At 61.0% G+C, this 14550-nt stretch carries 9 protein-coding genes and 1 tRNA gene; 5 read left to right on the plus strand and 5 right to left on the minus strand.

Annotation, left to right across the window (positions count from 1 at the left end; genetic code table 11):
- Positions 1 to 64 precede the first annotated feature (64 nt).
- Genes ACZ89R_RS03540 through ACZ89R_RS03555 form a run of 4 tightly spaced genes read right to left on the minus strand, consistent with a single transcriptional unit; the run spans position 65 to position 4296 of the window.
- Positions 65 to 1177: an acetoin dehydrogenase dihydrolipoyllysine-residue acetyltransferase subunit gene (locus ACZ89R_RS03540; RefSeq protein WP_429546686.1), complete on the minus strand. Its 1113-nt coding sequence runs from the start codon at positions 1175 to 1177 to the stop codon at positions 65 to 67.
- Positions 1174 to 2193, minus strand: coding sequence for an alpha-ketoacid dehydrogenase subunit beta (locus tag ACZ89R_RS03545; protein WP_429546685.1), 1020 nt, complete (start codon positions 2191 to 2193; stop codon positions 1174 to 1176). Before ACZ89R_RS03545 ends, ACZ89R_RS03540 begins: the two co-directional genes overlap by 4 nt.
- Before the next feature lie 33 nt (positions 2194 to 2226).
- Positions 2227 to 3204, minus strand: a complete 978-nt coding sequence (locus ACZ89R_RS03550; protein WP_429546684.1) for a thiamine pyrophosphate-dependent dehydrogenase E1 component subunit alpha — start codon at positions 3202 to 3204, stop codon at positions 2227 to 2229.
- 33 nt (positions 3205 to 3237) lie between these two features.
- Entirely contained in the window at positions 3238 to 4296 is a 1059-nt protein-coding gene (locus ACZ89R_RS03555) for an ATP-NAD kinase family protein (RefSeq protein WP_429546683.1), read from the minus strand.
- Between the two features lie 374 nt (positions 4297 to 4670).
- On the opposite strand from ACZ89R_RS03555, the gene ACZ89R_RS03560 reads away from it, so the two are divergent.
- Together ACZ89R_RS03560 and ACZ89R_RS03565 are read left to right on the plus strand one after the other, a co-directional pair.
- Positions 4671 to 6557 (plus strand): sigma-54-dependent Fis family transcriptional regulator, encoded by a 1887-nt coding sequence (locus ACZ89R_RS03560; RefSeq protein ID WP_429546682.1) that lies wholly within the window; start codon positions 4671 to 4673, stop codon positions 6555 to 6557.
- A 109-nt stretch (positions 6558 to 6666) separates the two neighbouring features.
- Complete coding sequence (locus ACZ89R_RS03565) at positions 6667 to 8667, plus strand: peptidase U32 family protein (protein WP_429546681.1); 2001 nt, start codon at positions 6667 to 6669, stop codon at positions 8665 to 8667.
- Between the two features lie 199 nt (positions 8668 to 8866).
- Here ACZ89R_RS03565 and ACZ89R_RS03570 read toward each other — a convergent pair.
- Positions 8867 to 8941 (minus strand) — tRNA-Gln (locus ACZ89R_RS03570).
- A 152-nt stretch (positions 8942 to 9093) separates the two neighbouring features.
- Between ACZ89R_RS03570 and ACZ89R_RS03575 the strand changes: the two genes are divergently transcribed.
- The 3 genes from ACZ89R_RS03575 to ACZ89R_RS03585 all read left to right on the plus strand — a co-directional run bounded on the left by ACZ89R_RS03575 (position 9094) and on the right by ACZ89R_RS03585 (position 14428).
- A complete protein-coding gene (locus tag ACZ89R_RS03575) occupies positions 9094 to 10206 on the plus strand; it encodes a CapA family protein (protein ID WP_429546680.1) in 1113 nt (370 codons plus the stop codon).
- Between the two features lie 335 nt (positions 10207 to 10541).
- Positions 10542 to 12281 carry a dipeptidase gene (locus ACZ89R_RS03580; RefSeq protein WP_429546679.1) on the plus strand — a complete coding sequence of 580 codons (1740 nt, stop codon included), beginning with the start codon at positions 10542 to 10544 and terminating at the stop codon, positions 12279 to 12281.
- 182 nt (positions 12282 to 12463) lie between these two features.
- A complete protein-coding gene (locus ACZ89R_RS03585; RefSeq protein ID WP_429547913.1) occupies positions 12464 to 14428 on the plus strand; it encodes a preprotein translocase subunit YajC in 1965 nt (654 codons plus the stop codon).
- Positions 14429 to 14550: the final 122 nt, after the last annotated feature.

Here is a 14550-nt window from a genome sequence, read left to right on the forward strand (position 1 = left end):
CTCATGTTGGAATCTCCTTGAAGTCGTTGGCCTTGGCGACCCGCAAAAGGTCGCCATGGGAGCATCAGTGTTGTTGCACAAAATCCAGAATCAGCCGGTTGACCTGCTCGGCCGCTTCCATCTGCACCATGTGCGCCTGGCCCGGCAGGATTTCGATCCGGGCTGTCAGGCCGGCACTGTGGGTCGCAGGAATGATCGCGTCGTCACTGCCCCAGATCAGCAACACCGGCTGCCGGCTTTCTTGCACCACGCCGCGCAGATCGAACTGTTGCCGTCCTTCTTTGAACAATCCCGAAACCAGCTGGCGCAGGGCCGCGTCCACCCCTTCCAGGCGCTTGTACTTGAGCATGTCTTCGAGCATCTGCCGATTGACCAGTTCGGGGTCGGAGAACAGTTGCACCAGCTGTGGCTTGAGGGCATTGCGGCTGGCCGCCTCGACAAAACCTTGCAGATAACCGCCGTTGATGTCCGCGCCCAGACCGGCGCTGCCGATCAAGGTCAGGGAACGTACCCGTTGTGGAGCCAGACGCGCGGTATTCAGCGATACCGCGCCGCCCATGGAGTGCCCCACCAGATGCGCTACGGGAATGTCCAGGTGATCGAGCAATGCCAGCACCACGCCGCTCAGTTCATCCAGGTTTCCGTGCTCCAGCTGTTTGGTCGACTCGCCATGGCCCGGCAGATCCAGAGCAATCACCCGGCGCTCGGCAGCCAATGCTTCATGATTGAACATCCAATTGTTCAGATCACCGCCAAACCCATGCACCAGCAGCAACGGCACCCCGCCTTCGCCGCGCTCGAAGTAACGGATCAGCCGCCCGTCCAGTTCGACCTTCTGCGGCTTCGGCCCACTGTCTTCCTCGGCTCCGTCGCCCGGTACGAACGCGGCCTGAAACTGCTCGATCACCGCATCGATTTCGGCCTCGCTGGCTTCGCCGTCGACCACGATGCCGAGCAACGCACCGACCGCAAGGGTTTCATCCTGGCGCGCGATCTGCCGACGCAGCACACCGGAAAACGGCGCCTCGACGCTGCTGGAAATTTTGTCGGTTTCCACATCGAGCACTTCATCGCCCTTGGCGATCGCCTGGCCCTCCTCCTTGAGCCAGACATCGACCCGGCCTTCTGTCATGGACAAGCCCCACTTGGGCATCGTCAGGGTATGGATCTGGCTCATGAACGCTTGCTCCACTCGATCAACTTGAGCACGGCATTTTCGATCTTCGCCGCATCAGGGATATAGAGGTCTTCCAGGGCATCGGAGAATGGCACCGGTGTGTGCGGCGCAGTCACCATCTCGATGGGCGCCTTGAGCGAGGCGAACGCTTTTTGCGCCACCAGGGCCGAGATGTCAGTGGCCATGGAACAGCGCGGGTTGGCTTCGTCGATCACCACCAGGCGCCCGGTCTTTTCCACGCTTTCGAGAATGCTGTCTTCGTCCAGCGGGCTGGTAGTGCGCAAGTCGATGACCTCGCAGTCAATGCCTCGCGCGGCCAGGCTGCGGGCTGCGTCCATCGCCGTATTGACCGTGCGCCCATAGGAGACCAGCGTCACGTCCTTGCCATCGCGCAGGAAGTTGGCTTCCCCGAACGGAATGGTATAGAGCTCTTCCGGTACCTCTCCCTGCATGCTGTAGAGCAGTTTGTGTTCGCAGAAGATCACCGGGTCGTTGTCGCGGATAGCCTGGATCAACAGGCCCTTGGCGTCATTAGGGGACGACGGGCAGACGACTTTCAGCCCGGGGATGTGGGTCCACAGCGATGTGAGCATTTGCGAGTGTTGGGCCGCTGCCCGCAGACCCGCGCCGACCATGGTGCGAATCACCAACGGAGTGGAGGCCTTGCCACCGAACATGTAGCGAAACTTGGCCGCCTGATTGAGGATTTGGTCCAGGCAGCAACCGGCAAAGTCGACAAACATCAATTCACACACCGGGCGTACACCGCAGGTCGCTGCGCCTACCGCGGCACCGACATAACCCAACTCAGACAGCGGCGTGTCCAGCACGCGTCCGGGGAATTGGTGATAGAGGCCCTTGGTCACGCCCAGCACCCCACCCCAGGCGTCGTTTTCACCGGGAGCACCGGCACCGCCAGCGACGTCTTCCCCCATGATGAACACGGTGGGATCGCGGCGCATTTCCTGGGCCAGAGCTTCATTGATTGCCTGCTGATAACTGATTTTTCTCGCCATGATGAAGGTCTCGATTCTTGTTATAGGGGGCGTTCAGGGATAGGAAACGTAGACGTCGGTCAGCAGGTCGGCCGCACTCGGCTTGGGGTCGGACTTGGCCGTGCGCACGGCATTTTCGATCAGCAGGTCCACTTCGCTATCGATCTGGTCCAACTGGCTGGCATTAATCAAACCGGTCCGGGTGGTGCGTTCGCGAAACTGCATCAGGCAGTCGTTGTGCTCGCGGAAATACTTGACCTCGTCCGGTGCCCGGTAGGTCTGGGCGTCGCCCTCGAAGTGACCGTAATAGCGGGTGAGCTTGACCTCGATCAGCGACGGTCCTTCACCCGCTCGAGCCCGTTCCACGGCGGCACCGGCGGCTTCGTGAACAGCGAAAAAATCGAAACCGTCGACGGTGACCCCGGGCATGCCGAAGCCGGCCGCGCGGTCGGCGATGTGATCGCACGCCACAGACCAGTTGGAGGCCGTGGCCTCGGCATAACCATTGTTCTCGGCAACGAACAGGCACGGCAGGTTCCACACCGAAGCCATGTTCATTGCTTCGAACACCGCACCTTCATTGGAGCCGCCGTCGCCGAAGAACACCACCGCGACGCTGTCGGTACCTTTGAGTCGGGCGGCCAGAGCTGCGCCCACAACCAGCGGTGCGCCGGCGCCGACGATGCCATTGGCGCCGAGCATGCCCTTCTCGAAATCGGCAATGTGCATGGAGCCGCCCTTGCCCTGACAAACCCCGGTTTTCTTGCCGTAGATCTCGGCCATCATCCCGTACACATCAACGCCCTTGGCGATGCAATGACCGTGGCCACGGTGGTTGGAGGCGATGCAATCATCATCCCCCAGGTGAGCCATGACACCGGCGGCCGAGGCCTCTTCGCCGGCATAAAGATGGACGAAACCGGGAATCTCGCCGGTGGCGAACTCCACGTGCAAGCGCTCTTCAAAGACGCGGATGGTGCGCATCACCCGATAGGCATGCAGCAATTGATCAGCGGTCAGCTGTGTCGACATTTTTATTCTCCAGGTTGTCTTGAGGCTCAGGTTTCAAGGTGCAAGGTTCAAAGGGTGTTGCGGATGTTCACGGCCGATGGCCAGCAGCCGCTCTCGCGCTGCATAGGCCAGGGCCGCATTGACATCGATGCTCAGCGGACCGCCGGCATCGAGGGTAACGGTGGGTAAGTCATGGGCGTTGAATTCGATTTCCCGCTCGCCATCCAGAGCCAGGGTGCCGCTGGTCAGGCACAGACGATGGGCAACGCCGGGTTCAAGGTTGGCGGCGGCGAGCACGCCGCAGCCTTGCAACAGGCCGGGGGCCAGTGGCACCAGCAAAACTTCGCAAGAGTGCGGATCAAGGCGCATCCAGGCGCCATTGGGGGCTTGGCGCGATACCGGAAACCACAAGCCACAGAGCGCCGAAAGGCCAATGGACTGAGGTTCGGCGAAGGTTACAAACACCTCCGCCAGATCGATCCCACGGCTGATGGCGCGGGCACCGATAAACGGCAGCGAGGACACCGCCACGTCCACCAAGGCCACTTCGCACAGGTCGCGGTTCGCAATCCGCACCAACAGGCGCTTATTACGGCGTAAAGCGATTTCGGGTGGAATCCGCCCGCTGGCGAATAACCCGCCGGCCAGCCCGGCACTGGTGGCCTCACGCAGTTCCGGGAAGGCATTGTTGGTCCCCGTCGACAGCGTCAGCAGTGGAATGTCGCCGACTTCTGCAGCCACCGCTTTGTGGGTACCGTCACCGCCGAGTACGGCGATCAGCGACACGCCGCGTTCAGCCATCCAGCGCGCAGCCTGGCGAGTGTCCGCCACGCTCTGGCGCAAGGTAAGGTCGAGGAACTCCAGGGTGGGCCAGTGGCTGTCACGCGCCTGGCGGCCATGACTGTTCTTCAACACCGCAGCGGCGATGCCGGTCATGTCGGTGGGCATCAGCACCCGCTCGACACCGGTGGCACCAAAAGCTGCCAGCAGCCGCTGGATCACCGAGACCTTGTCGGTGCTGGAAAACAACCCGGCATTCGCCGTCAGGCGCCGTACATCCCGGCCGGACGCCGGGTTGGCAATGATGCCGACGGTCAATGGCAAGCGACTCATGCCAGCACCACAGGTAGAACAGGGAAAAGGCCTCGGCAGGAAGACATAGGGCACCTCTTTTTTATTATTGGGTTGGCAGCGCACTGGTTGCTGGGACTAGGTTGCAGGGGCTACGTTTCAGGGGCTAGAGCAAGGCCGGTGCCAGATTTGCAAAAAAGCGCCAAGATGCCTGTTCCAGAGCGGCTCCGACTTGAGCCCATGAGGGTTGGAATCACGCTCGATTGAGACGTCCCATGTCAGCCAGCACGGGTTTGTGGTGAGACCTTGAGACGTTGCGTCTCACCGTCGCCATGAGTGAACCGATGCTTGTCGAGCGTTCCTGAACGGCGCTTAATGGCCGCACAACTAAAAGAACATCGAACCGGAGACCTTAAATGCTTTCCGCCCACTCGAAGGCGCACGTGGATTGCGTCAGCCGTGTTTTGAAGAACGCGGCGCACCTGCCGCAACTGCCTATGCCGGACTTGATATTGGACTCCTGGCGCCGCTCCATGGAGCAACACCATCTGGACCCCGGCTCATTACAAGGGCCACGGATCCTTTCGCAGAACGTGCTGCAGGAGTGTCAAGAACGCTCTGAACTGTTCCTGCGCATCGCCAGCGAAGAAGTCGCCCGCCTCCATGGTCGCGTGCGCGATGCCGATTACTGCGTATTGCTTACCGATGCCCAGGGCCAGACCATCGACTACCGCGTGGAAAGCACTATCCGAAATGACTGCCGCAAAGCCGGCCTGTACCTGGGCACCTGCTGGTCAGAAGGTGAGGAAGGCACCTGTGGCGTGGCCGCGGTGCTGACCGCACGAACACCGGTCACGGTGCATAAGCGAGATCACTTCCGCGCCGCTTTTATCGGACTCACCTGCTCTGCTGCTCCCGTCTTCGACCCTCGGGGCGAACTGCTCGGAGTGCTTGATGTGTCCGCGGTGCGCTCTGCGGACGACCGCCGTTCGCAACACCTGATCCGGCAGATGGTGGTGCAGAGCGCGCGGGAAATAGAACAGGCGTTTTTCATGAGCAGTGCCCAGGGCTACTGGGTGCTGCGGGCTCACAACAGCCCGGGATACGTCGACAGCCAACCCGATTACCTGCTCGCCTGGGACGATGACGGACGACTGCAGGCGCTGAACCCTGCGGCGCGGCAGTGGCTGTCGCACAGCTTTGGTCAACTGCCGGAACACATCGACCAAGTGTTCGATCAGCAGTTATTGCATCGGGCCAGGGACGAATCGCTTTGCCTGTTTCACTGCCAGGGTGGCCGCCACGCCTTGCATGGACGACTCAACGCGCCACGGCGGGTCAAACGCACCCCGGCGCGCCGGGTGCTGTCACCCGCCGAGCTCGACCCGCGACTGGAAGAAAGCCTGCGCCTTGCGGTGCGGGTCAAAGACCGCAATCTACCGGTGCTGATCCAGGGGGAAACCGGTTCTGGCAAGGAAGTTTTCGCCCGACAGCTGCACCAGGCCAGCCTGCGCCGTGAGCGACCTTTTATCGCGGTGAACTGCGCAGCGATTCCCGAAAACCTGATCGAAAGCGAGCTGTTCGGTTATGTGGCCGGCGCTTTCACCGGTGCCTCGAGCAAAGGCATGCAAGGGCTGCTGGAAAAGGCCGATGGGGGCACTCTGTTTCTCGATGAAATCGGTGACATGCCCCTGCCCCTGCAAACCCGCCTGTTGCGGGTTTTAGCCGAGGGCGAAGTGGCTCCCCTGGGAGCGTCACGAAGCAAAGCGATAGACATTCAGGTCGTCTGCGCGAGCCACCGCGATCTGGAAGCGCTGGTGACCTCTGGGGAGTTTCGCGAGGACCTGTACTTTCGCCTCAGAGGCGCGCGATTCCAGTTACCGCCGTTGCGCGAGCGCAGCGATCGGCTGGCCTTGATCAACCGGATACTCGAAGAAGAATCGTCGGCCTGTGGGATAGCGGTGCAACTGGGAAGCGCCGCGCTGGAATGCCTGCTCGGCTATCGCTGGCCGGGAAATGTGCGCGAGCTGCGGCATGTGCTGCGTTACGCCTGTGCGGTGTGCGAGACCCATTTGATTCTATTGAGTGACTTACCTGAGCAACTGCTCGGCCATCGACTCAATGATCCGGCTTCAGCTGACACCGTGGAACGCTGCGCCAGTCCGGAACGCCAGGCACTCATCGATGCCCTCGTGCGTCATCGCTGGAAACCCACCGCCGCGGCCAAGGCCTTGGGCATCTCACGGGCAACGCTGTATCGACGGGTGCATCAACATGACATCGACATGCCTGGCAGAGGCTGACCACAGTTTCATCCGGCTGCCGCTCGTCAGCGGAGGGGCCTGTGGGTGCCGATCAAACATTTCGCCGCTACAATGCGCACCTTGACCGTGACAAGCCAGACTAAAAAATATGTCCCTGCCCAAACATCACCTGGAACTGCTCAGCCCCGCCCGCGACGTGGCCATCGCCCGCGAGGCCATCCTGCATGGCGCCGACGCCGTGTACATCGGGGGTCCGAGTTTCGGCGCCCGCCACAACGCCTGTAACGAGGTGAGCGATATCGCCCAATTGGTGGAATTCGCCCGTCGCTACCACGCCCGGGTGTTCACCACCATCAACACGATCCTGCACGACAACGAGCTGGAGCCGGCCCGTAAGCTGATCCACCAGTTGTACGACGCCGGCGTCGACGCGCTGATCGTCCAGGACCTGGGCGTGATGGAGCTGGACATTCCGCCGATCGAGCTGCATGCCAGCACCCAGACCGACATCCGCACCCTGGCGCGGGCGAAGTTCCTCGACCAGGCCGGCTTCTCTCAACTGGTACTGGCCCGCGAGCTGAACCTCCAGGAGATCCGCGCCATCGCCGACGAAACCGATGCGGCGATCGAATTCTTCATCCACGGCGCGCTGTGCGTGGCGTTCTCCGGCCAGTGCAATATTTCCCATGCGCAGACCGGTCGGAGCGCCAACCGAGGCGACTGCTCCCAGGCTTGCCGCCTGCCCTACACCCTCAAGGACGAAAAAGGCGGTGTAATCGCTTACGAAAAATACCTGCTGTCGATGAAGGACAACAACCAGAGCGCCAACATCCGCGCGCTGGTGGAAGCCGGCGTGCGCTCGTTCAAGATCGAGGGTCGCTACAAAGACATGGGCTATGTGAAGAACATCACCGCCTGGTATCGCCAGCGCCTGGACGATGTCCTCGAAGACCGCCCGGACCTGGCCCGCGCGTCCAGCGGCCGCACCGCGCACTTCTTCGTGCCCGATCCGGACAAAACCTTCCACCGTGGCAGCACCGACTACTTCGTCAGCGACCGCAAGATCGACATCGGCGCCTTCGACACACCGACCTTCACCGGCCTGCCAGTGGGCGTGGTGGAGAAAGTCGGCAAGCGCGATCTGCTGGTGGTCACCCACGAACCGCTGTCCAACGGCGACGGCCTCAATGTGCTGGTCAAGCGTGAAGTCGTGGGCTGGCGTACCAACATCGCCGAGCCGAAGGGCGAGTTCGAAGAGGACGGGGAAAAGCGCTACCGCTATCGTGTGGAGCCCAATGAGATGCCAAACGGGTTGCACCAGTTGCGACCGAATCACCCGCTGAGCCGCAACCTCGACCACAACTGGCACCAGGCCCTGCTCAAGACCTCCGCCGAGCGCCGGATCGGTGTTGCCTGGATCGCTCGCCTGCGTGAGGATCGCCTGGAACTGACAGCCACCAGCGAGGAAGGTGTCAGCGCCAGTGTCGCCCTGGACGGTCCATTCGGTCTGGCCAACAAGCCGGAACAGGCGCTGGAGCAATTGCACGACCTGCTCGGCCAACTGGGCACTACTCAGTACCACGCCACGGCTATCGAACTGGATGCACCGCAGGCGTATTTCATTCCCAACTCGCAGCTCAAGGCCTTGCGCCGCGAAGTCATCGAAGCGCTGACCGCGGCCCGCATCAAAGCCCACCCTCGTGGTGGTCGCAAGGCCGAGACCGAGCCGCCACCGGTGTACCCGGAGTCGCACCTGTCGTTCCTGGCCAACGTCTACAACCAGAAAGCGCGCGACTTCTATCACCGCCACGGCGTCAAGCTGATCGACGCGGCCTATGAGGCTCACGAGGAGACCGGCGAGGTGCCGGTGATGATCACCAAGCACTGCCTGCGTTTCTCCTTCAACCTCTGCCCCAAGCAGGCCAAGGGCGTCACCGGCGTGCGTACCAAAGTCGCGCCGATGCAACTGGTGCATGGTGATGAGGTGCTGACGCTGAAGTTCGACTGCAAGCCTTGCGAGATGCACGTGATCGGCAAGATGAAGGGGCACATCCTTGACCTGCCGCAACCGGGCAGCGTGGTCCAGCAGGTCGTCGGCCACATCAGCCCTGAAGAGCTGCTCAAGACCATCCCTCGCGCGCCCCACTGAGTGACTGGCGAGCGCGCCGCTACGGCGCCGCGCTCGTTGCACTCGCAAGACGGCTGAACGTCAAAGACGTCACCTAGAGGGATTTACAGGCATAAAAAAACGCCAGGCCGGATCGGCGTTGGCGTTTTCTGTATGACGACTCTCCAGGACTCCCGCACTGCCTGCCGGCGGGGCCATACTTGGATGAGTATCAGGAAAATGGCAGGGGCGGCTGGATTCGAACCAACGCATGGCAGGATCAAAACCTGCTGCCTTACCGCTTGGCGACGCCCCTGTATCTGTAGCGAGTGCCCTTGCGCGACAAGCCCTGTAAGGGCCGCTGCAAGAACGGGCGGCAATTTATCAACTTTCTCTTCGTCTGGGAAGGCCAACACAAAAATATATTTGTTTTAAAACAGATGCTTACTCTTGATGCTGGAGGGTGCCATGGCGGCGGTTACCGATACACTGAAGCTGTTTCTCGCCGGCGATGTCATGACCGCCCGTGGCATCGACGCAGTACTGCCACATCCTGGCGATCCGCGGCTTTACGAAGACTACGTCAAGAGTGCCGGCGTTTACGTCCGGCTGGCAGAAAGACTCAATGGCCCGATTCCCCTCCCCGTCGATTTCACTTATGTCTGGGGCGCTGCATTGGATGAGTTCGAACGTCGCCAGCCACACGCACGCATCATCAATCTGGAAACAGCGGTGTCGCGCCGCGGACGACCGGAGCCAAAAGGCATCAATTACCGCATGAGCCCGGAGAACTTCCCGGCCATTAGCGCAGCCGGCATCGACTGCTGCGTGCTGGCCAACAACCATGTGTTGGACTGGGGAGCAACCGGCCTGGCCGATACGCTGGATACCTTGTCGAGCAACGGCATGTGCAGCGCCGGCGCCGGGCACGACAGGCTATCTGCCGAAGCGCCCGCCGTGCTGCCGCAGCCTGGCGGGCGACGCTTGCTGGTGTATGGCCTCGGCGCACCTGACAGTGGCATACCGCCGGACTGGGCCGCCACGGATAGGCGCGCGGGTGTTGCGCGCCTGGAGGATCTGTCGATGCACAGCCTGCGCCCTGTGGCCGAACGGATACTCCAGGACAAAAAACCGCGGGACCTGGTGGTCGTCTCCATTCATTGGGGCGGCAACTGGGGTTTTGATATCCCGCGCGAACAGGTCCGGTTCGCCCATGCCTTAATCGACGAAGCCGGAGTTGACCTGGTGCACGGGCATTCCTCACACCACATTAAGGGCATCGAGGTATACCGCGAACGCCTGATTCTCTATGGCTGCGGTGATCTGCTGAACGATTACGAAGGCATCGAAGGTCACATAGCCTTTCGCGGCGACTTGGGGTTTCTGTACTTTGCCTCGCTGGACCCGAACGGGCACCTGCAGTCGCTGGACCTGATCCCCACTCACTTGCGTGGCTTTCGCATCTGTCGTGCCGAAGGGGATGACCGTCAATGGCTGCACGATACCCTTTTTCGCGAGTGCGCACGCTTGGGCAGCAGCATCCAACCGGGCGCGAAAAATGCCTTCGAGTTGTGTTGGTAGAACCCTACTTTTGTGGCGAGCGAGCTTGCTCGCGCTGGGCTGCGGAGCGGCCCCAAAAATCTGACAACAATCGCCGATTTTTGTGAGTGCTACGCACTCAAGCGGGAGCAAGCTCCCTCGCCACAGGGGTTTCTACTGACTCAAGACTTTCTTGAATGAACAGCCTAGGGAACCTTCCCGGTTTTTTTCGTTTCTGCGTCGCTTTTGCATTTTTGTGCGACAGATCCCCCTCCAGGGACTCCCGTACCACTCCCTTGTGGTGTTAGTTTGGAAATGTTTCTGACTCATCGACCAGATATTTCTTACAACCTGCCTGCAAAGGAATGCCCCCAACAATGGATTTTTCACTCAAGCACCTGGTCGCGACAACCCTGATGCTGGCCAGCCTTTCGTCGTTCACCACGTCAGCGCACGCCAACATCACCCCGCAACAGAGCGCGGCCATCCTCAAGACCTTCAGTGACACATCGGTCACCGATTTCAGGCAATTCCTGGGACGCCTGGCCAAGAGCGACCTTGCCCACACCAGCGATCTCGGCCCGGCAATCAGTGCCTTCCAGGGCAACAAGCCGCTTACCGCTGAACAACAGAACGAGATCCATCGCTTGCTTGGCCTCTATGCACGGGTGAAATACGGCAACGCGGCCACCGAGACCCTGCGCGAGCTGGTGGCAATTCCGACCTTCCGCGTGGACGGCGTTGCCCAGCACGACAATCCCGAATTCATCAAGATCGCCGACAAGCTCAAGGGCCTTGCCCAAGCGTTCAACCTGAGTTTTCGCAACATCGACAACCGCGTCTATGAAATCTCCCTCGCAGGCAATGGCGACGAAGTGGTAGGCATTCACGCGCATGCCGATGTGGTGCCCGTAACGCCGGAGAACTGGGTCCTGAAAGACGGCACCCGACTCGACCCGTTCAAGGTCACTCTGGTCGGTGACCGCCTGTATGGCCGCGGCACCGAGGATGACAAGAACGGTATCGTGGTGGCGCTCTACGCCATGAAGATCATCAAGGAAGAGAAGCTGCCGCTGGCGAGGAATTTCAAGCTGCTGGTAGACACCACCGAAGAAACCACCGGCGACGCCATCCCCTATTACTTCGAACACAACCCGACGCCCAACTACAACCTGGCGCTGGATGGCGGCTATCCGGTGGTGATTGCCGAGAAAGGCTATGGCACCGTCATGGCCAGTTTTCCTCGGCGCGCCGCAGAGGGCAAAGGCGCCGAAATCACTGCAATGACGGGCGGCTTGGCAACCAACCAGATTCCATCGACTTCGGTCGCCACCCTGGTGACTGCCAAGCCCGCCGAATTGGCCGCCAGCCTGCAGAAAGCAGGTAGCGATTATGCCAAGCATAATGGCGGCAACTTCGAGGTGAGCGCCAAGGTCGTCGGCAAGGACGCCAAACTGACAGTCACCGGCGTTTCCGCCCATTCCTCCGAACCCGAATCAGGCGTCAACCCGGTGGCAAGGATGCTGGACTTCATCAACAGCCTCGACGGGAAGGTCGCGCTCAAGCACAACCACATGACCGACGCCGCCCGCTACGCCGCCGACAACTGGGGACTGGACTACCTGGGTGGCAAATTGGGGGTCGGCTTTTCCGATGACTTCATGGGACCGCTGACCGCATCCCTGACCTACGTCGGGATGGATGAAAAAGCCTTCAAGCTCGCGGTCAACCTGCGGGTGCCCAAGGGCAAATCCCCGGAAGTGCTCAAGACAGAAATCGCCGACAAGCTTGGCGTCTGGAGCAAGAAGACCCACATTGCGGCGGCCTTTGACTACTCGATCGCCGAGCCGATGCACCGCAACCCTGAGGGTGAATGGGTCAAGGCCCTGCTGGCCGTGGCCAGCGAAAACCTCGGCATGGAACACAAATTCGGCACCTCTGCCGGCGCCACTTCGGTCCATGAGTTGCCTAATGGCGTGCAGTTCGGCCTGGCCAGGCCCGAGGTCAAGTACACCGGCCACAACGACAACGAGTTCAAGACCGTCGACCAGTTCCTGCTGGACCTGCAGATCGTGACCGAAATGTTCGGGCGCATCGGGCAGATGCCAAAACTCTGATCCCCCTTTCGGACCCGCTATTCTGGCGGGTCCATTTTTATGCAACTGAGGCTGGATGGCCTTCCATGCCTAGTCGACAGGATCCATCGGCAACCATCGCATAACTGACCTATTCTGAATCGACCGACAAAAGATCACCCTTTTGAGGTACCTGAACTCGTTACAGCAATGGAGGCTGGATGATGAAGGAGCATTCGATTGAGTTTCGCGCTGGAGAGGCGCACACGCCGCACACTTCGCCCCTCGCCATGACCCGTTCCACCCAATCTCCCACGCTCAATAGCCGCATCGAGCTTTACACCCAGGAGGCGATGGTCAACTGGCTAGGCCCGTTGCAGCTGATGCGCACGGGCTTACAAACGGCTGTCGCCACCACGATGGGAGCTTTCGCAGACCCACGCGAAGTGCTGGCGATGCTCAACCCCCGGGACTCTAACCCGCCTATCCAGGTAGTTGCCGACGGTGACGTGTGGATCGATTATCTGGCCGATACCGGCGATGGCTGGGACTCTACCTACTCGATGGCGCTGTGTGTCAGCCATGCTGTCGAGTTGCCGGAATACCAGCTCTCACTGCCGCGCGGCGACGTGCTGCTGCTCGGCGGCGATCAGGTCTATCCCACACCGGCCGGCAACGGATATCGCACCCGTTTCCTTGATCCCTTCCGCGCCGCATTTCCCGCGCCGGTACCCAAGGAGCGCCCTGGTGACCAGGCCCAGCCCGTACGGCAGCCGGGTGCGCCGTGGATATTGGCGACGCCTGGCAACCATGATTGGTATGACGGTCTGCGCGGTTTCTCCCAACTGTTTTGCGAGCAGAAGCCCATCGGCGCCTGGGACACCCGCCAGCGCACCGGTTACTACGTGCTGCAGTTGCCCAATGGCTGGTGGGTCTGGGGCCTGGATCTGCAGTTTGAATCCATGATCGACCGCCAGCAGAAGCAATACTTCCAGCAGATGCACGCCAAATTGCAACCAGGCGATCGCGTAATCCTCTGCACACCCGAGCCGAGTTGGGTGGACGAGGCCGAGCGGCTGGCACGGGAGGACAGCAAGGCCTTGCCCTCGATCGAAACCCAGACGCCGCGCTTTCGCAGCCTGCGCGAGATCGAGGAACTCTTGGGTGACCACCTCGCGGTAGTCTTGGCCGGAGACTCACACCACTACGCACGCTACCAGCCACAAGCGGGCACCCAGGCGCCGCAGCGCATCACCTGCGGAGGCGGTGGCGCCTTCTTGAATGCCACCCATCACCTTCCCGATCCGCCCAAGCCGATCAACGTTGGCGGAACCCGGCAGCACTACGAACTGGCGGCGGTCTACCCGGCCAAAAAGACCTCCGAGCAACTGCGTAATCGGGCATGGCGGCTACCTACCCGCAATTTCTCGTTCTGCGCCATGCTGGCCATCTTGTACCTACTGTTTGACTGGATGGTACAAAGCGCCAGCACGGTGCCCCACCTGGCACGAGGCAACCGCAGCCTGATGGACGTGTTGTCTGACCTCCAAGCGTCTATTCCCAACATCAGCGAAGTCTGGCGACATCTGCTCCTGGTCTTGTCACACAGTCCTTCATCGGTGATGTTCGCCGTGATCATTGTGCTGGGTTGCGCCGTGTTCTCAGCCGCCGGGGTCAAGCGCACCCGAAAGCTCGCCTATGCCATTGGAGCTGTTCACGGAGTCCTTCATCTGGGACTGGCGATCGGACTGCTGTGGCTGATGGGCCGTGTCAATATCCACTACCTGCAGTTGGAGGTAGAAAACCTGCACCAGGTTGTGTTGTTCCTGGCGGAAACGCTGGTGCTCGGCGGCAGTTTGGGAGGCCTGTTGTTCGGCGCCTGGATGGTGATGGGTAATACCTTTTGGGGGCTACATAGCGAGGCGGTTTTTTCCTCGCAGTGCATCGCCGACCACAAGTGTTTCCTGCGCATGCACTTCAAAGGCGACCAACTGACCATTTACCCACTCAAGCTGGAGAAGGTCTGCCGGCGCTGGTCCCTGGGATCGGGAGTCGCCAAACTGGCGAAGGTGCAGCGCACCTGGAGGTTGCGGGCAACGCCTGAAAGCACTGGCCCGCGATTCGTGCCAGCCTCGGGTGCGCTCGAACTGCAACTGATCGAGTCGCCCATCGTGATTCAACGTAAGTAAACCGCTTTTCGTAGGAGCCAGCGGTGCGGCGATCCGACTTGCCGGCGAAGGCGCACTCAAGGACGCTTTCGCCGGCAAGTCGGATCGCCGCACCGCTGGCTCCTACAGGTTCGGCCTGTCGC

Source organism: Pseudomonas sp. TE3728, assembly GCF_056279145.1.

Bases quoted from the DNA above. Each gene is read 5' to 3' on its own strand.
- ACZ89R_RS03540 (WP_429546686.1), bottom strand. From the start codon at position 1,177: ATGAGCCAGATCCATACCCTGACGATGCCCAAGTGGGGCTTGTCCATG.
- ACZ89R_RS03545 (WP_429546685.1), bottom strand. From the start codon at position 2,193: ATGGCGAGAAAAATCAGTTATCAGCAGGCAATCAATGAAGCTCTGGCC.
- ACZ89R_RS03550 (WP_429546684.1), bottom strand. From the start codon at position 3,204: ATGTCGACACAGCTGACCGCTGATCAATTGCTGCATGCCTATCGGGTG.
- ACZ89R_RS03555 (WP_429546683.1), bottom strand. From the start codon at position 4,296: ATGAGTCGCTTGCCATTGACCGTCGGCATCATTGCCAACCCGGCGTCC.
- ACZ89R_RS03560 (WP_429546682.1), top strand. From the start codon at position 4,671: ATGCTTTCCGCCCACTCGAAGGCGCACGTGGATTGCGTCAGCCGTGTT.
- ACZ89R_RS03565 (WP_429546681.1), top strand. From the start codon at position 6,667: ATGTCCCTGCCCAAACATCACCTGGAACTGCTCAGCCCCGCCCGCGAC.
- ACZ89R_RS03575 (WP_429546680.1), top strand. From the start codon at position 9,094: ATGGCGGCGGTTACCGATACACTGAAGCTGTTTCTCGCCGGCGATGTC.
- ACZ89R_RS03580 (WP_429546679.1), top strand. From the start codon at position 10,542: ATGGATTTTTCACTCAAGCACCTGGTCGCGACAACCCTGATGCTGGCC.
- ACZ89R_RS03585 (WP_429547913.1), top strand. From the start codon at position 12,464: ATGAAGGAGCATTCGATTGAGTTTCGCGCTGGAGAGGCGCACACGCCG.